The 20,452-nt window shown below is 69.3% G+C and carries 12 protein-coding genes; 4 read left to right on the top strand and 8 right to left on the bottom strand.

The window, feature by feature from the left end:
* Positions 1–19: 19 nt before the first annotated feature.
* On the top strand, positions 20–901 hold the full coding sequence (locus V3W47_RS03680) for an alpha/beta fold hydrolase (protein WP_331823816.1): 882 nt from the start codon (positions 20–22) through the stop codon (positions 899–901).
* A 100-nt stretch (positions 902–1,001) separates the two neighbouring features.
* Complete coding sequence (locus V3W47_RS03675; RefSeq protein ID WP_331823815.1) at positions 1,002–2,009, top strand: SDR family oxidoreductase; 1,008 nt, start codon at positions 1,002–1,004, stop codon at positions 2,007–2,009.
* A 264-nt stretch (positions 2,010–2,273) separates the two neighbouring features.
* Here V3W47_RS03675 and V3W47_RS03670 read toward each other — a convergent pair whose 3' ends face one another.
* A complete protein-coding gene (locus tag V3W47_RS03670) occupies positions 2,274–3,902 on the bottom strand; it encodes a catalase (protein WP_331823814.1) in 1,629 nt (542 codons plus the stop codon).
* A gap of 313 nt (positions 3,903–4,215) precedes the next feature.
* On the opposite strand from V3W47_RS03670, the gene V3W47_RS03665 reads away from it, so the two are divergent.
* Entirely contained in the window at positions 4,216–5,418 is a 1,203-nt protein-coding gene (locus tag V3W47_RS03665; RefSeq protein ID WP_331823813.1) for a chymotrypsin family serine protease, read from the top strand.
* A gap of 176 nt (positions 5,419–5,594) precedes the next feature.
* Positions 5,595–5,903: a hypothetical protein gene (locus V3W47_RS03660; RefSeq protein WP_331823812.1), complete on the top strand. Its 309-nt coding sequence runs from the start codon at positions 5,595–5,597 to the stop codon at positions 5,901–5,903.
* A gap of 74 nt (positions 5,904–5,977) precedes the next feature.
* Here V3W47_RS03660 and V3W47_RS03655 read toward each other — a convergent pair whose 3' ends face one another.
* The 7 genes from V3W47_RS03655 to V3W47_RS03625 form a co-directional block, all read right to left on the bottom strand.
* Positions 5,978–6,337 carry a hypothetical protein gene (locus tag V3W47_RS03655; RefSeq protein ID WP_331823811.1) on the bottom strand — a complete coding sequence of 120 codons (360 nt, stop codon included), beginning with the start codon at positions 6,335–6,337 and terminating at the stop codon, positions 5,978–5,980.
* 66 nt (positions 6,338–6,403) lie between these two features.
* Positions 6,404–9,424 carry a hypothetical protein gene (locus V3W47_RS03650; RefSeq protein ID WP_331823810.1) on the bottom strand — a complete coding sequence of 1,007 codons (3,021 nt, stop codon included), beginning with the start codon at positions 9,422–9,424 and terminating at the stop codon, positions 6,404–6,406.
* Positions 9,425–9,851: 427 nt separating this feature from the next.
* Positions 9,852–12,152, bottom strand: coding sequence for a hypothetical protein (locus V3W47_RS03645; protein ID WP_331823809.1), 2,301 nt, complete (start codon positions 12,150–12,152; stop codon positions 9,852–9,854).
* Between the two features lie 250 nt (positions 12,153–12,402).
* On the bottom strand, positions 12,403–14,649 hold the full coding sequence (locus V3W47_RS03640; RefSeq protein ID WP_331823808.1) for a hypothetical protein: 2,247 nt from the start codon (positions 14,647–14,649) through the stop codon (positions 12,403–12,405).
* Positions 14,636–15,835 carry a hypothetical protein gene (locus V3W47_RS03635; protein WP_331823807.1) on the bottom strand — a complete coding sequence of 400 codons (1,200 nt, stop codon included), beginning with the start codon at positions 15,833–15,835 and terminating at the stop codon, positions 14,636–14,638. Before V3W47_RS03635 ends, V3W47_RS03640 begins: the two co-directional genes overlap by 14 nt.
* Positions 15,832–17,571: a hypothetical protein gene (locus V3W47_RS03630; RefSeq protein ID WP_331823806.1), complete on the bottom strand. Its 1,740-nt coding sequence runs from the start codon at positions 17,569–17,571 to the stop codon at positions 15,832–15,834. Before V3W47_RS03630 ends, V3W47_RS03635 begins: the two co-directional genes overlap by 4 nt.
* Positions 17,572–17,579: 8 nt before the next feature.
* Complete coding sequence (locus V3W47_RS03625; protein ID WP_331823805.1) at positions 17,580–20,216, bottom strand: hypothetical protein; 2,637 nt, start codon at positions 20,214–20,216, stop codon at positions 17,580–17,582.
* Between the last annotated feature and the right edge of the window lie 236 nt (positions 20,217–20,452).

Below are 20,452 nucleotides of genomic sequence, written 5' to 3'. Positions count from 1 at the left end.
CAACCCTTCGGAGGTCACTATGTTCAAACGTCCCACCGCCGCCCTCGCCACCCTCGCTCTCTCGCTCGGCTCCCTCGTCGCCGCACAGGCCGCGCCGCAGGAGGGGGTCGTGGAGGTGAACGGTGCCCGCATCGCCTACAAGTCGCAGGGGCAGGGTCCCGCGATGCTGCTCATCCACGGCTTCCCGCTGAACGGCGAGTTCTTCAAGAACAACCGCTCGGAGTTGAGCAAGAGCTTCCGCGTCATCACCATCGACCTGCGCGGCTTCGGCAGGAGCACGGCACCCGACGGCAACGGCTCGGTGCAGACCTACGCCCAAGATGCCCTGGCCGTCATGGACCGTCTCGGCGTGCAGAAGGCCGTCATCGGCGGGATGAGCATGGGCGGCCCCATCCTCTTCGAGATGTACCGCCGCGCGCCCGAGCGTTTCAACGGCATGGTCCTCATCGCCACGACCGCCAATCCGCCCTCCATCACCGAGCAGAATCTGTGGAAGGGCGTCGGCCTTCAGGCACAGGCGAACGGGGTGCCGTCCATCGTCCCCGATCTCATCAAGGACATGCTGACGGGCAGGACGCAGCAGGCGCGGCCCGATCTCAAGGCGTTCCTGGAGAACCTGATGCGCGGCGCGTCGCTGAACGGCGTGCTGGGCGGCTCGGCGGCGCTGGCGAACCGCCCCGACAGCCTGCCCACCCTGCGGACCATCCGGGTGCCCACCCTGATCATCGCCGGGGGCGAGGACACGGTGTACCCGGTCGTCTTCTCGCAGAAGATGCAGCAGAACATTCCCAACGCGCAGCTCGTGGTCGTGCCGGGCGCGGCCCACGCCGTCAACATCGAGAACGCGGCGGCGGCCAACGCGGCCATCTTGCAGTGGGCGACGCGCAACCGCCTGCGCTGAACTACCGGGAACTGTTCACCGTCATGCCGGGTGCCCCTCACCCTGCCCAGCATGATGGGGAGTGAAGGACAAGTCCCCTCACACCCCAAAGGAGCCACGCATGGCAGTCAACCTCAAACCCCTCGGCGAGCAGGTCATGGTCATCACGGGCGCGTCGAGTGGCATCGGCCTCTCCACGGCGCGGATGGCGGCGAAGGAGGGCGTACGGCTGGTCCTCGCTGCCCGCTCCGAGGACGCCCTGCGGCAACTGGTGCAGGAGATCGAGGGCGCGGGTGGGCAGGCCGCCTTCGTCGTCGCGGACGTGAGCCGCGAGGAGGACGTGGCCCGGATCGCGGCCATCGCCCAGGAACGCTTCGGCGGCTTCGACACCTGGGTGAACAACGCGGGCATCGGCATGTACGGCAGGCTGGAAGAACTCAACGTGGAGGACATGCGCCGCCTGTACGACGTGAACTTCTGGGGGCTGGTGTACGGCTCGCGTGAGGCGCTCAAGACGCTCAAAGCGCGCGGCGGCGCACTCATCAACGTGGGTAGCGTGGTCGGGGACCGTTCACTTCCGTTGCAGGGCCTCTATGCCTCGTCCAAGCACGCGGTCAAGGGCTTCACCGACGCGTTGCGGATGGAGCTGGAGGACGAGGGGGCACCCGTTTCGGTCACGCTCGTCAAGCCCGGCCCCATCGACACGCCCTTTCCCCTCAACGCGCGCAACTACCTGGATACCAAGCCCCAGCATGTGCCGCCCGTGTACGCGCCGGAGACGGTGGCCCGCGCCATTCTCCATGCGGCGGCCCATCCCATGCGGGACGTGTTCGTGGGTGGGGGTGGGCGGGGCATCGCCGCCTTCGGGAACCTCGCGCCCCGCGCCACCGACAAGGCGATGGAGGCGGGCGTCATTCCCGGCACCCAGAGCGGCGAGCCGCCCCTGCCGCCCGGCTCGGACAGCCTCTATCTGCCCACGGGCAAGCTCGCCGAGCGCGGCGACTACCCCGGCATGGTGCAGAAGGTCAGCGTCTATACGGAAGGAGCGATGCAGTCGCGCAAGATCGGCGTGGCGGTGGTGGCGGCGGGGCTGGTGGTGGCGCTGCTGAGTGCGGGGCGGAGGCGGTAGGGCCTGGGCGAGCGTGGGTCGTTACCCCTCTCCCCAGCCCTCTGCTTCGCAGCTCTCCGAGTCACCCGCAAGGGGAGAGGGAGAAAAAGAGCGACCTCTGAAGTTTTTAAGCCCCTCCCTGTGGGGGACGCTGGGAGGGAGGGGACGCGAGCAGCAACTCCCAAAAGCCGCCCGACAATACCCCGCCCAACAAACATCCGGCCCCCACTCGAAGGGCCGGACATTTTTATTGCTGACGCGTGAGCTTTTGCCCTCTTCAACCGCTCAGTACGGCTGGGCCTCCTTCGCCCGCTCCTCGGCCTGGACGACAGCGCCCTCCTCCTTCTCGGTGCGGCTGGGGACGCGGTGCGCGGCCAGCCCCTCGGCCACACGGCGTCCATAGTCGGGGTCGCACTGGGTGAAGAGTTCGACCATGCGCTGCTGGATGTGCGGCTGGGCCGCCGATATGTTCTCCACGAGGTTGTTGATGAGGTCGTCACGCTCCCAGTCCTCGAAGGCGCGGTACTGCTCGCCCGCCTGCTGGAAGTTGTTCGTGCGCTCGAGGCTCGCGCGGACGAGGTGCCCCTCGACCCAGGGGGTGTAGTCGGGCCGGTCGCGCGGGGCCTCCTCCAAGCCGCTCAAGCTGGACGGCTCGTAGTTGACGTGCGGGTTCTGGGTCGGCGCGGTGTCCACCCGGTACGTCATCTGCCCGTCGCGCTGGTTGGTGGCGACGTGCTTTTTCGGCGCGTTGACCGGGAGCTGGAGGTAGTTCGGCCCCACACGGTAGCGCTGCGTGTCCGAGTACGAGAAGGTGCGGCCCACCAGCATCTTGTCGTCGCTGAAGTCCAGACCGTCCACGAGGACGCCCGTGCCGAAGGCCACCTGCTCGACCTCCGCGAAGTAGTTCTGCGGGTTGCGGTTCAGGGTCATCTTGCCGACAGGCAGCCACGGGAACTGGTCGCGCGGCCAGATTTTGGTGTCGTCGAGGGGGTCGAAGTCGAGTTCGGGGTGGTCGTCGTCCGACATGATCTGGACGAGGAGTTCCCACTGCGGGAAGTCGCCGCGCTCGATGGCCTCGTACAGGTCCTGGGTGGCGTGGTTGATGTTCTTGCCCTGGATGGCCTCGGCCTCGGGCTGGGTCAGGTTCTTGATCCCCTGCACCGGCTCCCAGTGGTACTTCACGAGGACGGCCTCACCCCTGTCGTTCACCCACTTGTAGGTGTTCACGCCCGACCCCTGCATCTGGCGGTAGTTCGCCGGGATGCCGTGCGGCGAGAACAGCAGAGTCAGCATGTGCATGGCTTCCGGCGTGTTGCTCATGAAGTCGAAGATGCGCCCGCCGTCCTGACGGTTCGTCACGGGATCGGGCTTCAGCGAGTGGATCACGTCCGGGAACTTGATCGCGTCGCGGATGAAAAAGACCTTGAGGTTGTTGCCCACGAGGTCCCAGTTGCCGTCCTCGGTGTAGAACTTGACCGCGAAGCCGCGCGGGTCGCGCATCGTCTCCGGCGAGTGGCTGGAGTGGATGACGGTCGAGAAGCGGACGAAGACGGGTGTCTGCTTGCCCGCCTCCTGAAAGAGCTTGGCGCGTGTGTACCTAGAGATCGACTCGTCGCCGACTTTCCCGTAGGCCTCGAAGACGCCGTGCGCCCCCGCCCCGCGTGCGTGGACCACCCGCTCGGGGATGCGTTCGCGGTCGAAGTGGCTGATCTTCTCAAGGAAGTGGTAGTTCTCCAGCGTCGCCGGTCCCCGGCTGCCCACCGTGCGCTGGTTCTGGTTGTTGGGGACCGGGTGGCCCTGCCGGGTGGTCAGGGTCCGCTCGCCCTCGCCCTGCACCATGCGGGGATCGGTCGCGCCGCCCACGCCCTCCACCGCCGTTCCCAGCGTGTCCTCGTTGTTCTTGTGCTCCGTCATACGCTCTCCTCCCATCCCAACGCAAAAGCCGGGACGCTCCCGGATGCTGGCCCCGGTCTACAGCGGCGGGGTAGGGCGCGAGTGAGAGGAGTCCTAAGCGGGTGCTCAGCGTCACGCCCCCCGCTCCGTCACGGGGCCGTCACGCCGCCGTCACGAGGGGGACACGGGCGTGGGCGCACCATCTCCTCACCGTTCCCGCCGGACCTCAATGACAGGCCGGGAAGGGCCGTCTTCACGTGAAGACAGACCATGAAGACAGCAACAGGCGCGGCGTCGGAAGCGGGCCAGCCACTCATGGGGAGGAGAGACGCACATGACGAACGACAACGGACAGGACTTCATGGACCCGCCGAGCGGTGGGGGACAGACGGGCGCAGATCAGGGGGGCACGCCGAGCAACAACGGGGGCGAGGAGGCGGTCGATCAGTTCACCGCGCCCGACGCGCAAGACAGCGAGGCCGAGGCCGCCGCCGTGTCGGAGACGCCGGATGCCTATGCCGGGGTAAGCCGCGACCTGCTGGAGATCAAGCGCGGGATCGAGGACGGGATGCTGCGCTCCCTGTCCACCTCGGCGGGGGCACGGTCCTTCGAGGCGTTCGGCGCGGCGGGCAACATCCAGGGGGTCGCCATCGGCGCGGGGAGCGACGCGCCCAATCCGTCCGGCGAGCCGGGCCTGCCTGCGCTGACCGTATATGTGGCCGAGCCGACCTCGGTGGACAGCGTGAAGGCGGCGGTCGTGGACGTGATGGGCGTGCGCGCGGCGGCGAGCGACGACGTGCCCGTGAACGTGGTCGTCACCGGCCTGATCGACGCCCAGCCGCATCGCTTCCGCCTGCGGCCCACGCCGGGCGGCATCTCGGTCGGGCACTTCAGGATCACGGCGGGGACCATAGGCGCTCTCGCCGTCGGGCGCACCGCCCCGCGCACCTCGCGCCTGATGATCCTGAGCAATAACCACGTCATCGCCAACAGCAACGGGGCCGTCTTCGGCGACTGCATCTGTCAGCCCGGCCCCACCGACGGCGGACGCTGCCCGCAGGATCAGGTCGCCATCCTCGAACGCTTCGTGCCCATCAACTTCTCGGGCGGCGTGAACTACGTGGACTGCGCGACGGGCTGGGCGTGGCCCGACCGGGTGCGGCGCGAGATCGTGTACCTCAGCGGCGGCAGCCCCGCCTTCTTCCGCATCGGGAGCGTGCCCGCGTTGCCTGCCCTCGGCATGGTCGTGGGCAAGTCGGGGCGGACGACCCAGCTCACCCAGGGGCGCATCACCGGGCTGGGGGCCACCATCAACGTCAACTACGGCGGCGGGCGGGTGGCCCAGTTCCGCGACCAGATCGCCATCCAGGGCACGAGCGGCCTGTTCAGTGCGGGGGGCGACTCCGGCTCCTCCATCTGGACGTGGAACGCGCAGCGCAGCCCCGTCGGCCTGCTGTTCGCGGGCGGCGGCAACGTCACGTTCGCCAACCGGATGACGCGGGTGCTGGCGGCGCTGGACATCCGGTTGTACACCTGAGGGGAGGGGCAGCCAGCAGCCAGCTTCCAGCCGCCAGCAGAAAGGATCGGGTCGCTTCCTCACGTGGGGAGGCGGCCCTTCTTGAATGTGACCGCCTCGCGTGAAGGAGGCGTAGTGTTGGGCCAATAATCCACGCAACGCTACTCCGTCGAGAACGACGAGAAAAGAGGGTCACGATGCCAGACCAGCCGAAGAAGACCCCGCCCGCCGACTTCCGCGAGGAGGCCGCCATGACCTACGACCCGGACGCGGAGGCCGTCGCCGAGACCTCCGCCATCGAGGACGTGCGGCGACGGCACGAACGCACGCTGCTGGACATTCCGGGCGTAACGGGCATCGGCATTGGCCGCTCGCCCATCGGGGACGACGCCATCGTGGTGTACCTGCGAGACGCCTCGGTGGGTCGCCAGATTCCGAGGCAGATCGAGGGTTACGCCGTCGAGACGACGGTGACGGGGGAGATTGACGCCCAGCGGCGGGTGTGAGAGGGGAAGAAAGGTGGGAACCGTCGCTCTGGCGGCCCCACCTCATCGGCATGGAGAGAGCGGCGTGTCGTCGCTCAGGCCACCGTCTCCGCCCTGTCCTCCGACCAGCGGGCAGCCTCGGTGTAGAGGCCGAGGCGCTGGAGATTGGCCCCGAAGGACTGGAGTTTGCTCTCCACGGAATCGGTGTCGTCGTTCAGGCGGATACGCGCGGCGCTCCCCCTGATGCCCGACCAGACCATGTGGAGGAAGAAGTGGTGCCCCGCCCCATCAGGCGGCGGCTCGGCCTGCCACAGCACAAGGTCCATCGTCTGCCCGGCGCGGGTCGGTCCCAGGTAGACCGCCGGAAGGTACTCCTCGCGCATGAACGTCACGAATGCCCCGGCGTCCTGCCCCGCCGGAAGCTCGATCTTGTAGATCACCACGTCGTTTCTCATTGCCTCACTCCTTTGGTATGCCGGACGGGCGGCGAACGGCTGACGCTCACCGCCCTCCTGCTGCCCTCAACTCACCGACACGATGCTGGAATCCGTCGTCTGGAAGGCCCCCTGATTCACACCGCCGCCCGCGTCCACCAGGGTCACGCGGTAGCGGTAGGTGCGCTGGGCCGGGTCGAGGAGGGCCAGCCGCAGACTTCCTTCCTGCCCCCCCTCCAACCGCAGGCGTTCTTCCCGGTGGTAGCCGTTGGTGGGGTCGTCGTACACCACGTCCACGAAGGCGGCGCGGGTGGTCGCCGGGTCGAAGGCGGGGAAGAAGAGGAGGTCGAGCGCCCCCTCGAACGGGTCGTCGAGGGAGACGGCGGTGGCGCGGTGGGTCTGCGGGGGCAGGGCGCGCGTCGTGCCGTCCGTGAGGTGGAAGGTGAGGCGGGAGGTGAACTCGCGGTGTTCCGGGTCGCTCAGGCGCAGCGCCCACCGCTGGGCGGGGGTGGCCTGCGTGAAGATCAGGGTCGTCTCGTGGGTGAAGGCCTGCGCGGGGTCCCCGTAGCTCAGGGCCACGTCCACGCTGCGGACCACGCCCCAGTCGATGCGGCCCGGCACCACGTCAATTTCCAGGAAGCCCAGGTCTTCATACGGGTTGAGCAGCAGGGTCCGGTCCTCGGTGCGGCGGGCGGGGAGGTCGTAGCTGAAGCGCCCCCCGGCCCACGCGCTCTGCGGGTCGAAGTGGTACTGCACCGTGTACCGGTAAGAGGTCTCACGCGCCGCGTTCATGAAGACCTCGAAGGTCCGTGCGCCGGGGTGGTCGCGGTCGAACACGAAGTCGCCGTGCTTGTGGTTGGCCGGGTCGGCGGGGTCGCCGTAGTCCAGCGCCACCTGCGCCGACTTGAGGCCGATGCGCTCGAAGTCGAGCGGGGCCTCCACCGTCACCGTGAACACGCGGAAGAAGGGGTCGTCGAGGTCCACCTCCAGGAAGTACGTGTGCTTGTTCTCCAGCGTGTCGAGCATCAGGCCGATGAAGCCCTGCGGCGCATAGGTGCGCTGCACGGCGTCCGAGCGGTTGTACTTGAACTTGATCGTCCGCCGCTCTTCCTGCTGGATGAACCTGAGCTTGAGCGCGACACTGAAGCCGCTGTTGTCCTCGGGCGTGGGGGTTGGCGTAGGCGTAGGTGTGGGCGTCGGGGTAGGCGTCGGGGTAGGCGTTGGAGTTGGAGTCGGGGTGGGCTGCGGGTCCGGGCCAGGGTCCACCCCATCCGCCGGGCGGTTCAGTATGGCGCGCAAGACGGTGCGGCGCTGGGTCGTGCCGCTCACCAGCACGGAGCGGAAGTCGTTGCACTCGTTGCGGCTCGTGCTGGGGTCGTTGCCGGGGTCGCCGTCCTTGAACAGCACCTCCGAGTTGGTGTGGCCCGACGCGCGGGAGGTCGGGTCGATCTGCACGCCACGTTTACGGGCAAGCGCCGTCGCTACATCAAGACGCCGTTGGGAGAGCCGCACGTTGAGCGCCGTGTACGCGGTCTCCTGTGCGGCGGTGCGCGGCTTGACCTCGTAGCTCGCCTGCCCCTCCAGACGCACCGTCTTCGGCTCCGCGAGGCGGCCCAGGAAGGCGAGGAAGTCGGCCTTTGACGAGGTGAAGCAGTCGTCCTGCGGGTCGGACGGCGTGCCCTCGGTGTAGCGGGCGAAGACGCCGCTGGGGGGAGTGACCGCGCTCCAGCCGGGTTCGACGGGTTCATCGTAGTTGAAGCGTAGCCACTCGATACCGCTGACGGGGCCGTACTCCACCTCCAGCTCGCGGTTCGCGCCGGGGGCGACCTCCACGCTCGCCGTGCGGTCGTCCGCCACCGGGACCTCCACACCGTTCACCCGCAGGGTCGGCGCGAAGGCCGGGTCGCCTCCGAGGAGCCGCAGCGTCTCCGTCTGTCCGCTTGCCGACGGCGTGTGCTCAATGCGGAATCCGGCGGGCGCGGGCGTGGGGTCCGAACCCGTCATGGCGAGGGTCGCGGGTTGGCGAACGGCGGTGGCAGTCGCCACACCTGCGGGGGCCGGGCTGACGGTGCCGCCACCCGGAGGAGTCGGGGTCGTCGGGTTGGTCGGGGTTGGTGTGGGATTGGTTGGAGTCGTGCCACCGCTCGGCGGAGTGGGCGTGGTCGTGCCCCCTCCAGGCGGGTTGGTGGGCGTCGGCGTCGTGGGATTGGTCGGGTTGGTCGGAGTCGTGGGAGTCGTTGGGGTTGTCGGGTTCGTCGGCGTCGTCGTGCCGCCCCCTCCGCTTCCCGCCAGCGTGCCCGGTGCCAGCGTCGGCGTGAACCACTGGGTCAGCAGGTGGTCCTTGAAGAAGTCGAGCGCCCACTTCTCCTTCTGCTCGCGGTCGCTGTCGGTGGAGGCGTTCACCACCTTGATGTCGATGACCTGATCCTGCACGAGCTTCTCGAAGCCCGCATCGATGCTCGCCTTGAACCAGTAGAGCTGCCCGGTGAGATTGGCGCTGAACTGGCGATACACCCGCTCCAGATCGGCGGTGATCTCCACGTCGAGCGCCGGGCGCAGGCCAGTGAAGGTCAGGTCGTACACCACGCCCACTGGAGTCGTCCCCTTGCGGAACGCCTGTTCGAGGATGATAGCGCCCTCCTGGCTCAGCGTGAGGCTGAAGGCAGCGGTGTTGTCGCCCTGGAGGGAAGGCGTCGTTGCCCCCAGAATCTCCTCCACAGCACGGAAGGCACCGGGCGGGGCATCGGTGGCCGTCCCCCCCGACCCCTCCAGGTCGAGCGATATGCAACGCACCGTTCCCTTGTCGAACTGCACGAGGCTCAGCCGGGGATCGGGCGCGAGGGAACGCAGCCGAGTGAGGATGCGCCGCTGCGCCCGCTCATCGAGGGGCAGGCCGACCTCGAACATCAGGAAGCCGCCGCCCTTCACTCCGGCCTGCACGGCGGCGGGCTTGAACTTGATGAACGAGAACGAGGCCCGACCGTCGGCGCGTCGTTTCCCGAGCTGTACCGGGCCGGGCAGCACCCAGAACTGATTCTCGTCGGAGTGGTCGGGAAAGACGGTCAGGCCGTCCACGACGATGGAGCGCGGGCTGTTGAGTAGGAGCATGGGGACCTCCGGGGGAGGAATGAGGGGTTAGGTGTTTGGGGAAGTTGGGCGGTGGAGTCGTCACGTCGCCCCCCCTCCCCGACCCTCCCCCACGAGGAGGGAGGGAGAAAAAAGCTCAAGCTCTCGCGTTCTTTCTCCTCCCCCTTGAACGCCTGATGTGAATTGCAGATCGGGCGGCAGGGGCGTTTTTGCTGTCCAGGAGAAGGGCGAGCGTGGCTCGCCACCCCTCTCCCCGGCCCTCTCCCGCAAGGGGAGAGGGAGAAAAAAGCACATCCGGCACGCTTAATTTCTAATTCACATCAAGCGTCTTGAGGGGGGAGGCCGGGAGGGGGTGAAGCAGGCCTGGCAACCCACTCAACGAACCGCCCAACTCTTACCCCGCTGACCGCTGATTGCTGACGGCTGACCGCTAATATCTGGCCGCCCCCTACGCCGGCAGCGGCACCTGCAACAGCCCGTCCGCGCTCATCTGATCGGGAACGGTGCGGTGGAGGTTGTTGACGAAGGTGTACTTGAGGTCAAAGGCGTAGCGCTGCTTGGCGGGGTCGGCGTAGTCGAACTCGAAGAACTGCGGTTCGAGGGTGCCGGGCGTGAAGGTGAACTCGTCGCGGTAGCTCAGGCGGTGGTCGGCGTCGCTGTAGCGCAGGGAGACGAGGACGGACCTGAGGCGCTTCTGCCCAAAGGCGTCGGCGGCGGGCGGGCGCACCTGAATGACGCGGTGGCCGTTCATCTGCGCGGAGACGATCACGCGGGGGGCGCGCGTCACCGAGCGGGGAATCTGAACCTCCCGCCCGTCCCTCAGCAGCACCGTGACCGTGTAGCTCACCTCGCGCCTCTCCGGCCCCTCCAGGTCCACCACGAAGGCGCGGGTGCCCGATTGCGTCTCCGTGAACTCGAAGGATTCGGCGTGCTGGATGCCGTGTTCGGGGTCCTCGTACATGAGGTCCACGAAGGCGCGGTCCACCTCCGACCAGCGGAAGTTGGGCACGACGGACAGGACGTGTTTGCGCGGGTGGGGGTCGCGCACGATGATCTGGTCGTCCGAGGAGGCCGTCCACTCGCCGACCTCATCCGGCCCGTTCGCGGCGCGGTAGATCAGGCGGTACAGGAAGTCGGCCTTCTCCGGGTCGCGCACGAAGCGCTGCCAGCGGGCCTCCGCCTCCCCCTCGCGCAGCAGGAAGGTGTCGCTCTGGCGGATGCCGCCCGCCGCGTCCGTGTAGCGCAACTGTGCCTCAATGACCGGGTAGCGTGCCCACGGGAAGTTCAGCGCGACGATGGGCACCGTGTCCAGCGCGTAGAGGCCGTCGCCGCGCGGGTCGATCTCCAGGTTGTCGCCCTCGAAGGTGAAAGGCTCGGAGGTCAGTTGGGAGGGCCGCTCGCCGCCGTCCGTGGATTTGAAGTTGACCGTGTACTCGGCCTGCACCGGGCGGACCATCCCGCCGCCTTGCAGCACGCTCGCCCACTCAAGGTCGGCGGTCGCCTTGCCCGCGTCCAGCAGCACGTTCTTCGGCTGGTTGCCGTAGCGCAGGCGCACGTTCACCGAGTTGATGCCGTCCGCCGCGAAATCCGAGCGCCCGACGACGTGGACACGCCGCCGCTCGAACCACGGGTCGTCGAGGTCCACGGAGAGGATGAACTTCTCCGGGTCCAGCCCCTCGCGGGTGAGGGTGCGGAAGATGCCGCTCAGGTGCCCCTGCGGGTAGATCGACCGCTTGACGGTGGTGCGCTCGCTGATGGAGATGTTCAGCGACTTGCGGTCGATGCGCGTGTAGTCGAGGCGGCTGTAGCTGAACAGGGCATCTTGTCCGCCCGCCGGTCCCTGCGAGAGCCGGTCGAGGAAATCCGCCGCCTTGTCCCAGCCGTCACGCTTCTCCTCGTAGGGATTGAGCGACGGGGTGAAAAAGGCGTCCGTGATCATGTCGCGCACCTGGTCGAGCGCCTGGTCGCGGCGGCCCGTCACGCCGTCCTCCTCGTCGCCCTCCGGGACGAAGGTGTCGGCCTCCAGCACGATCACCCGCCTGTCCATCAGCTCGTCCACAACCTTGTCGATGTCCGCCTGGAAGAAGAGCGCGTCCACCCCGAAATGTTCCTCGAAGTGGTGCTGCACCCGTTCCCAGTCCACCGAGAGCCGCACGTTGTACGCGGGCCGCAACGCGAGGTAATTCAGCGAGTACACGATGCCGATGGGTGACATCTCGCCCTTCATCGCCTGCTCCAGCACGGTGACGCCCTCTTTGTCGAGCTGCACCGAGAAGGCCGCCTGATTGTCGCCGTAGAGCGAGGGCCTGGCGTGGTGGTCGATCTTGAGGACGAACTGGGGGCTGGGCGTGGGCGGGGTCGTTGGCGTCGGGCCGGGGGTGGGGCCGGTCGGCGTCGGCGCGGGCGACTGCTTGCCGAAGAGCATCATCTTCACGCTGCCGTCTTCGAGGAGGACGGGCGAGAGGCGCGGGTCTGCCGTCAGCCGCTCCTGACTCCGCAACTCGCGCCGCACCTCGTCCAGCGTCTCCCCCGGCACGCCGAGGTTCACATCGAAGTTCAGGAAGCCGCCGTTACCCGCCTGCCCCCGGAACTTGATGAGCTGGAACTGCGGGATGCGCTGCCCGCCCTCGTCCTGCAAGACCGTCAGGCGCGGCGCGGCGGGCAGGAAGTAGAACTGGAGGGGGTCCTCGTGGTCGCGGAAGACGGTGACGCCGTTGATGAGGTGGTAGGGCGGTTTGAGATAGAGCATGGGGACCTCTGGGGCAAGGGATGAGGGGTTGGGCGTTTGGGGGAGTTGGGCGGCGGGGGTGGTCACACGCCCCCTCACCCCGGCCCTCTCCCACGAGGGGAGAGGGAGAAGAAAGCTCTTGCTTTCGCTCTTCTTCTCCTCCCCCTTGAGGGGGGAGGCCGGGAGGGGGTGAACGTGCATGGCAACCCAAGCAACGCCCCGCCCAACTCCCCCTCCCGCTGGCCGCTGGAAGCTGGCCGCTGACCGCTCCCTACGCGGGCAACTCCGGAATCAGCGTCAACTCACTCGTCCGCCCCTCCGCCTTCTTCTGTCCGCTGGGCTTGAGGAAGAACAGGGCCTCCCACGCGTATTCCGTCTTCGTCTTGTCCTTGAGGTCCACGCTCCACTCGGCGGGGCTTGCGTCGGCTCCCGCACGGAAGGTGAACTCCTTGCGGCTGTTCACGCCGTTGGCCTCGTCGGTGTAGCTCAGGGCCACGCGCACGAGCCGCACGTCGGCGCTGTCGAACATGAAGTCGGGCAGCACCGTCACGGCGAGGCGGTCGCGCACGCTCGGCCCCACGAGGATGGTCGGGCGGGTGTCGATGGTCTCGGGGACAGGCTCCTCGGTGCCGTCGAAGTAGCGGATCGTTCCCGAGTACTTCAGGTTGCCCGTGGACCCGGCGAGGATCGGGATAAGCCATTCCTCGGCGGGCGTGTTCGTGTCGAGAGCGACCGACCTCGCCTGGCGGTAGCTGTTCGCCGTGTCCTCGTACACGAGGTCGAGGAAGATGGTCTGCACTCTGGTCTTCAGGTCGCCCGTGGCGCGCACCGTGACCGAGCGCGTTTCCACGAACGGGTCGTTGAGGACGAAGGGCCGCGCGGCGTCTCTCACCGGGCCGGTCTCGATCTCCTTACCGCCGTCCAGCACGTACTTCACCCGGTACTCGTAGGGCTGGTCCACCGCCTCGAAGATGACCTCCTGGGTGCGGTGGGTGCGCGTGGCCTTGTCGAGGGTGAACTTCTCCTGCACGAGGGGAGTAGCGGCCCCGGCGGGGTAGCGCAGCTCCACCTGGGCAAACTTCACCTGCTCGTAGTCGATGTCGCCGCTCACCGTGTCGAGATTGAAGATGCCCGTGTCGTCGAGGTTGATCGTGAGGTACTGGTCCTCGGTGGTGACGGGCGGGGACTTGAAGGTCCGGCTCTGGCCCTTGTAGTTCACCTCGTAGGAGTAGGTGTACTTGTGCGAGTTGCCCTCCAGGAAGGGGTTGAACTTCGCCGTCTCGTCGGGGGTGGCGAAGCGGTGGTCGAAAATCTCCTTGCCGCCGTTCGCCTTCGGGTACTCGATGTGAATCTCGACGCTGTGCAGGGGCAGGCCCGCGAAGTCGGCGTTGACCTGCGCGTTGATGTTGAGCTGCTTGAAGAAGGGGTCGTCCGCGTCGATGAGCAGGGAGTAGTCGGCCCACTTGATGGGCTGGCCGCGCTCGTCGAGCAGGGAGATCAGGGTGGGCAGGGTGCCCTGCGGGGCGAGGTTCCACTCGGTCGCGGAGTCCTCGCGGAACTCGAAGTGGAAGTTCTGGAACTTCTGCTGGGTGATGTTCTGCTGGAAGTTGTCGAGGTCGTCGCCGCCGAGTTCTTCCAGCGTCTTGTCGAAGAGCTTCTGCGAGTCGATGGGGCCGCCGGGTTGCGCCGGGGCTGCCTGCTGCTGCGAGACGCGGGTGAGAGTGTCTTCCAGCATCCGCTGCGCCCACTCGCGCAGGCGGTCCTTGAGCTTGCGGTCGGCCTCCGGGTCGTTCAGGGCGAAGTTGGCCTCGATGCGGGCGGTGCCCGACTGGCTCTCGATCAGAATCTCGCGCAGGCTCTCGCGGTAGTGGTCCTCGGTCCACATGCTCACCTCGAGGTCCACCGACTTCGCGTAGTCGTAGAACTTCGTCGCGTTGAAGTCCACGACGGCGAGGATGGGCGGCAGCTTCACCCAGAAGTGGAGGTCGTACACCACCTGCACGGCGGACGCCCCCTGCCCCTGCATCGCCGCCTCGATGACGGTCGCGCCCTCGGGCGAGAGTTCGACCATGAAGGCCGCGACGTTGTTGCCGTACAAGGACGGCTTGCCCGCCCCACGAACCCTCTCCACGAGGACGCCGTTTTCCTCCAGCAGCAGGCGCACGCTGCCGCGTGTGTAGGTCATCGTCCCGTACTGGACGCGGGGGGCCGCGCCGGGCCGATGCTCCTCGGCGTGCTTCTTGTCGAGGTCGGCTTGCAGGAGTTCGGTGACTTTGGCGAGCTGCGCGTCGGGCACGGCGATCTCGGTATCGAAGAAGACGAAGCCGCCGCCCTTCTTCCCGTCCGCCCGGTCCTTCGGCATCCGGTACTTGATGAACTTGAACACGGGCTTGCCACCCTGAAGCCGGAAGCGCGGCGTGGTGGGCAGCACGTAGAAGACGTGGGCGAGGGCGTCGTCGCGCCAGATCGTCACGTCGGGGACTTCCTTGAGCACCATCTGCTGATCAATCCGAATCATGGGGGGCCTCCTGGGTCTCCCCGTCCTCTGCGGGCGGGGGCGTGAGGGTGAGGTGGGGGTCGGTGGCGCGGAAGCGGGGCGGCATGAGGGTCTGGCCGTCGGGGAGCGTGATCTTGAGGGACACCTCCAGGGTTCCGGCGAGGGTGGGGGTGCCAGGGGTCGAGGGGTCGGAGGTCGAGGAGTCGAGGGAGGGGCGGGTCACGAGCCACCAGCGGGTCGTCCACGTCTCGCCGCGCAGGTGAACGGTGCGTTCGTCGTCGGTGCCGCCCTCCGCCGCGCGGTAGATGACGTGTGCCCGCACCTCGCGCACGTCCCGCTCGTGCCAGCCCTCCGCGTCGAGGACCACCTCGCACAGGCCGAGGTCGGCGGGGGTGAGGTCGTGGGTGTCCCCGTCCGGGATGAGGCACGTCGTGTAGGGTTTCCCGCCCGTCGTGTAGCGGGTCGTGACCTCGACCGGACCCTTCGAGGTGCCGAGGGACGCGGGGCCGAAGTCGGGCGGCCCCAGGGTGGCCGTCTCCGCCCCCCACGCGAGCGTCACGAAGGCGAGCGGCATGTCACGCGCCCGCGCCCCAACGTGGAAGGTCACGGCGGTGGGCAGGTCGGGAGTGGGAGAGACGGGCGGTGTGTCCGCACCGGGGGCGAACAGGAGGTGGCCGTCGGCGGAGCGGCCCCGGAACCAGCGCCCCACGTCCCCCTCCCGCGTGACGGTTTGCCAGCACCCGTCCTTGCCCTGAACGTCCGCCGTGTAGCGCACCGTCAATTCCCCCTCGGTGCCGTGGACGGCGCGCAGGGCGGCGGCGCGGTCCTCCTCGGTGATGAGTGGTATGGCGAAGACAGCGGCGTAGGGCAGGAAGCCGGAGGAGGACGAGTGGGCGAGTTCGCGCCCCTTCAGGAGCAACGTCACCTCACGCACGCGGGCGGGGGCAGGCTGGAGGCTGAGCCGGGCAGAGTTCAACTCCGGGTGCTGAGTGAGAAGGCGGCGGCGCAGGCGGTCGAGCGTCGCCTCATCCACCGTCCACCGCGCACCGAGTTGCAGCCGTGAGTGTGCGCCCGCCATCAGCAGCGTGAGGCTCGGTGCCCCGTTCGGGCCGAGTTCGGGCGTGGGGTCGCCGGGCACGTACAGGAACCGCTCGGCGTCCTGCGGGTCGGGGAAGACGGTGGCCTCGGTAGGGTCGGTCCCGATCACGTGGGAACCTCCTCATGGGGTTGGTGGAGCGTCACCTCGCGCACGGCGAGGGGCGAGAGGTACGGCGACCACGCCCCGTCCGGCAGCGGGCGGAAGCGGTAGCCGGGGCGGAAGGGGTCGTCCACGACGTAGGACCACTCGGCCTCCGGGCGGTCGCGGCGCAGGTGGAGGGTGGTGGGAAGGCCGCCCGCCTCGGTCTCCACCTCCACGCTCAGGGCGGAGGTTCCAGTCGGAGCCACGAAGCGGACCCTGTGCGCCCCGAAGCCGGGCAGGTGCCAGAGGGTGACGGGGCGTTCGATGTCCGATGTGGGAAGGTCCAGACTCGCGCCCCTGCTCAGCGCCTCGGCTCTCAGGCAGAGGGTGGGTTCCACGCCCAGCGGCACGGCCACACTCACCTCGGCCCGCCCCCGCTCCAGCCGAATCGGGACGTGGTGCTCCCCGTCCGCCTCCGTCCACGCCACAGCCCCCATCAGGACCGCCCGTTCGAGGAGCGCGGCCTCGGCGGCAACGGGGATGAAGTGGGCAGGCAGGTCGGCCACGCCGAGTTCGAGGACTTCGCCCGAGCCGGGGCGGGATGGACCCGTCAGGACGCGGGTGCGCGGGCTGCCCGCCGTCACACTCGTCAAGAGGACGTAGGGGCGGACCTCGTAGGCCGGGACCTCGCCCGGTGAGAGGCGCAGGGTCGCATTTGCCGTGTCTTGCGGCGTCAGCGTCAGCGTGACGTGGACGGGCTGGGGCCGGAACGGGGGCCGCGCCGGGACCGCGACGTGGGCGCCGACCTCCAACACATTGACCCGATGCGCGGGCAGGTTGCCGACCGCCTCCAACGGCACCTCGCCGCGTGGCAGGGGCGGGGCGGAGATCAGCGTGACAAAGCGTTCTGTGCCCGCCCGCTCCGCCCACCCGCGCATGGCTTCCAGCGGACGCCACTCCAACGGCACGGGTCGCCACGTCTCCAGCACGTCGTCCAGCGGCCATGTCATCTCACCGGGGGGCGGCTCGTCGAACGTGACGGCGGGGGAGAGGTCTCCGTCCTCGGGCGGGGCGAGGCGACCGAAGCGCGCGAGGCAGCGGTCGAGGAGGGCGGCCCACGGGGTCTCATCCCCACGTCCCGAGGGCTGCCAGCGCCACGGCTGGCCGTCCCACGGCGCACGGAGGAAGGTTTGCAGCGCCTCGTAGGTCGTCCGCCCCCGGTCGTCGCGCACTCCGGCGAGCGTCCGCACGAGGGCCTGCGGGTCGAAGGTGACGTGCCCGCCGCCCCGCGCCGCCACCCCGCGCAGGGCCAGCACGACGTTCGCGCCGAGGGCGAGCGTGCCCCCCTCCAGCGCCCCGCGCAGCACCGCCCCCGCCTCCGCGCCGAGTCGCCACGTCACCCGCGCCCGGCCCAGCGTGCTCCACGTCAGGGGCACGGCCAATGTCTCCGCCTGCCCCGACCCTGAGAGCGGCAACGAGAGGCGCAGGTGCCCGGAGGACGGCAGGAGGGGGGTGAGCTGTGCGGGTGGAACGCCCGCCCCCGCGAGGTCATACGTCGCCTCCAGCCGCAGCTCCAACCGGGCCGAGGTCCGGGTGAAGGGTCCGCCGCCCCGCACGAGGGCCAGCCGGAAGTCGGGCAGGCCGTCCCCGTCGGACGCGAAGGCCACCCCGCGCGGCGTCACCCATCCCGGCCCCGCCCCGCCGAAGGTCGGGTAGAGTTGGCAGCCCTCCAATTGGGTCTCGAACTCGAAGTCCGGCAGCATGTCGCCCCTCACCCCAGCCCGACGACGAGGCGCTCGGTCACGTCGCTGCGCCTCTCGCCGGGCTGGCCGGGGCCGTCGGTGTAGACGGGCAGGACGCGGTAGTGGTACTCGCTCGCGGGCCTGCCCAGCAGCAGGTCGAGAAGCGGGAAGGCGACGGTCGCCTCGCCGCGCACGAGGGGCACGTCCGGCGTGGCGGGCGGCAGGAGTTCCGCCGTGTCCCCGCGCTCGAAGTCCACGAGGACCGCGAGGAGCCGCCGTTCTGGGTGCGCCGGGTCGGGCGCGTGGGCGAAGACATGGGCGGGCACCTCCACCGTCACCACGCGCTCGAAGGTCCGCAGGGTGCCCACGAGCATCCCCGCCGTGATGCGCTCCACGTCGGGCACGGCGCGCACCCGGTCGGTGTCCACGACGGGCAGCCAGTTCGCCAGCGAGTCTCCCGGCGTCAGGGCGTCCACGGGCTTGAGCAGGGCGCGAATCTCCTCGCCGGGGCGGAGGGGGTCGGACAGGGCGCTCCAGATGTCCCAGCGTGCGGGGCGCAACTCGGCCCCCGGATCGCTCGCGGACGTGACGAAGGGGCTGACGAGCGACTCGCTCACCCGCAGCGGGCTTTCCACCGTGTTCGTCAGCGTGACCCGGTAGCCGCCACGTTCAGCGTCGGCCTCGGCGCTCACGCTCAGGCACTCGCCCAGCGTGTCGTCCAGCCGCAGCACGACTCCGACCTCCTCGGCGGGCAGGCCCCCCACCTCGGCGCGCAGCTTGCCCCCCAGCCCGACGGTGAGCGCCCCCGTCAACTCGTCCCACACGCGGGCGAACGCCTCGCCCTCCAGCTCCACCGCGCCCCGTACCTCGGTGAAGTTGGTCGTCTGGACGCTCCCGCCCGCGTACAACCCCTCGTTGTCGGGGATGAAGCGGACATGGCTCGTGTGGAAGGGTTCCAGCCGCACGGGCCGGGGATGTCCCGCCGGGAGGTGACGGGCCAGCCTCACCCGCGCGTCCTCCAGTCGGTCGAGGTCGGACGAGGGCCGCGCCACGAAGGTCAGGCGGTAGCGGTTCGGCGCGAGGGCTTCCAGCGTCAGCCGGGGCCTGTGAGGCGGGTCGTCCTCCCGCGCCAGCTTGAACACGTCGGGGAGGAAGCGGAAGGTCTCCGGGCGCACGTGGTCCTGGTAGTAGCGGTGGGAGGCCCCGCCGAAGGGCAGGGTGTGGGGGGTCAGACCGGGGGCCGTTCCCGTGCCCGGCATGCCCTGACCGGGAAAGACGTAGGCGTGCAGACCGGGGTGGAAGAACAGCGTCTCCTCGCTCGTCAGGCTGCGCGTGACCTCCGTGAACAGTTCCGGCGGCGGCAGCGCCACGGTCGCGGAGCGGGCCGAGCGTCCGGCGCGGCGGTCCACGAGTTCGACGCTCACCCCGGCGGGCCGCGTCTGCACGGGGACGGCCACCCACAGCCCCTCCAGGTCCGCCGCCCGTCCCAGCGCGCAGAAGCCGTACAGCCGTGAGTTGTTCGGGTCGAAGATGTCCACCCACGTCCGCGCCGAGTTCGTGTTCGTCCCGCACGGCGGCAGGTCGGGCGACGGGGCGAAGAGGTCGTCGCCGTACTCCGCCGCGTTCGTCACCCGCAGCGGGTAGCGTGCCCACAGCTCGCCTCCCTGGTCGAAGAACTCCGGCGTCCCCACCGTGACCTGCGGCGTTGGGAGCGGAAGGTTCAGGGGCAGGAGCCTACGGTGATCGCGCACCAGGGTGCGGTCCAGGGTCCGGGCGGCGAGGAAGTCCGCGCGGGCATCCGTCAGCAGTCCCCCCGCCAGGAGGTGCGGCGTCCGCGCCACCCGCAGTCCGGCGGGCCGGGCAAAACGCGCGAGGTCCGCCACCGGGAGGACCGTGAGCCGATCCGTCGTCAGGATGTCCGGGCCGGGTTCCGTCGGCGGCAGCGTCTGGATCAGGCGGTCCAGGAGGTCCGGGGACAGGCGTCTCACCGGGAAGCGGGGCCGGGGACCGGGGGCATCGTCGAAGGGGACGCGCTTCGGCACGCGGAAGACCGGGCGGGGGGGAGGCTCCTCCACCACGCGCACGCCCACCCGCACCGTCCGCGTGACGATCAGCGTCGCCCCCGCGTCCTGACTCGTCAGGGCCGTATACAGCTCGTCGTGTTCGGGCAGCGTCGCCACGGTGAGGGCCACGCCCAGCGTGCCGTCGGGGTGCTCCAGCCGTTCGGTGAAGGGCAGCTCGCGCAGCACGCCCGACCGCTCCCAGCGCAGCCGGGCCTCCGTGGTGTGGTCCAGCATCCCCACGTCCGCCGGGAGCGTCCCCAGTTCCGGTGCCGCGTGCCGCCCGAGCGTGAAGTCCAGCCGCCACTGCCCCGCCTGCCCGGCCAGCCGCGCCCGGTAGCGGGGGCCAGCCGACGTGTCCTCCGTCGCCAGCGCATACCGGGGCAGCCAGAAGCGCAGCGCGGGGTTCGCCGCGTCCTCGAAGAGCCGGGTGTCCGTCACGTCCCCCTCGGTGAGGACGGGGACGCGGAGTTCGGCGCGTGGGCGACCCCGGACGGGGGGTGGGGGTCGCCGCAGGATGAGGCTCTCCGGGAGTTCCCCCGGCAGCGTGCCGTGCAGGTGCAGGTGCTTGAGTTCGGCGAGCTTGAGGCGCGACAGAACGGGCATGGTTCCTCCAATGGGGCAGCGGGCGGGACGGGCGGGGCGTGCCGTCTTCGGAACGGTGCCGCCGCGCCCATCTCTGGGGCCGAAACCTGTGTGCCCACCCTGCGCCGCCCCCCGTGTCCGGGGCGTGAACGAGGCCGGGTGGTGATGCCGTGGAGAGAGGGCGGGTTGCGCCCACAACCCCCTCCACAACCTTCCCTCCAGCCCCCTCTCTCACGGCTCCCTGAGTCCCCACGAGA

This window comes from Deinococcus sp. YIM 134068 (assembly GCF_036543075.1).
GTDB lineage: Bacteria > Deinococcota > Deinococci > Deinococcales > Deinococcaceae > Deinococcus > Deinococcus lichenicola.
This window is presented reverse-complemented; position numbering and strand designations above follow the sequence as displayed.

Bases quoted from the DNA above. Each gene is read 5' to 3' on its own strand.
- V3W47_RS03680 (WP_331823816.1), top strand. From the start codon at position 20: ATGTTCAAACGTCCCACCGCCGCCCTCGCCACCCTCGCTCTCTCGCTC.
- V3W47_RS03675 (WP_331823815.1), top strand. From the start codon at position 1,002: ATGGCAGTCAACCTCAAACCCCTCGGCGAGCAGGTCATGGTCATCACG.
- V3W47_RS03670 (WP_331823814.1), bottom strand. From the start codon at position 3,902: ATGACGGAGCACAAGAACAACGAGGACACGCTGGGAACGGCGGTGGAG.
- V3W47_RS03665 (WP_331823813.1), top strand. From the start codon at position 4,216: ATGACGAACGACAACGGACAGGACTTCATGGACCCGCCGAGCGGTGGG.
- V3W47_RS03660 (WP_331823812.1), top strand. From the start codon at position 5,595: ATGCCAGACCAGCCGAAGAAGACCCCGCCCGCCGACTTCCGCGAGGAG.
- V3W47_RS03655 (WP_331823811.1), bottom strand. From the start codon at position 6,337: ATGAGAAACGACGTGGTGATCTACAAGATCGAGCTTCCGGCGGGGCAG.
- V3W47_RS03650 (WP_331823810.1), bottom strand. From the start codon at position 9,424: ATGCTCCTACTCAACAGCCCGCGCTCCATCGTCGTGGACGGCCTGACC.
- V3W47_RS03645 (WP_331823809.1), bottom strand. From the start codon at position 12,152: ATGCTCTATCTCAAACCGCCCTACCACCTCATCAACGGCGTCACCGTC.
- V3W47_RS03640 (WP_331823808.1), bottom strand. From the start codon at position 14,649: ATGATTCGGATTGATCAGCAGATGGTGCTCAAGGAAGTCCCCGACGTG.
- V3W47_RS03630 (WP_331823806.1), bottom strand. From the start codon at position 17,571: ATGCTGCCGGACTTCGAGTTCGAGACCCAATTGGAGGGCTGCCAACTC.
- V3W47_RS03625 (WP_331823805.1), bottom strand. From the start codon at position 20,216: ATGCCCGTTCTGTCGCGCCTCAAGCTCGCCGAACTCAAGCACCTGCAC.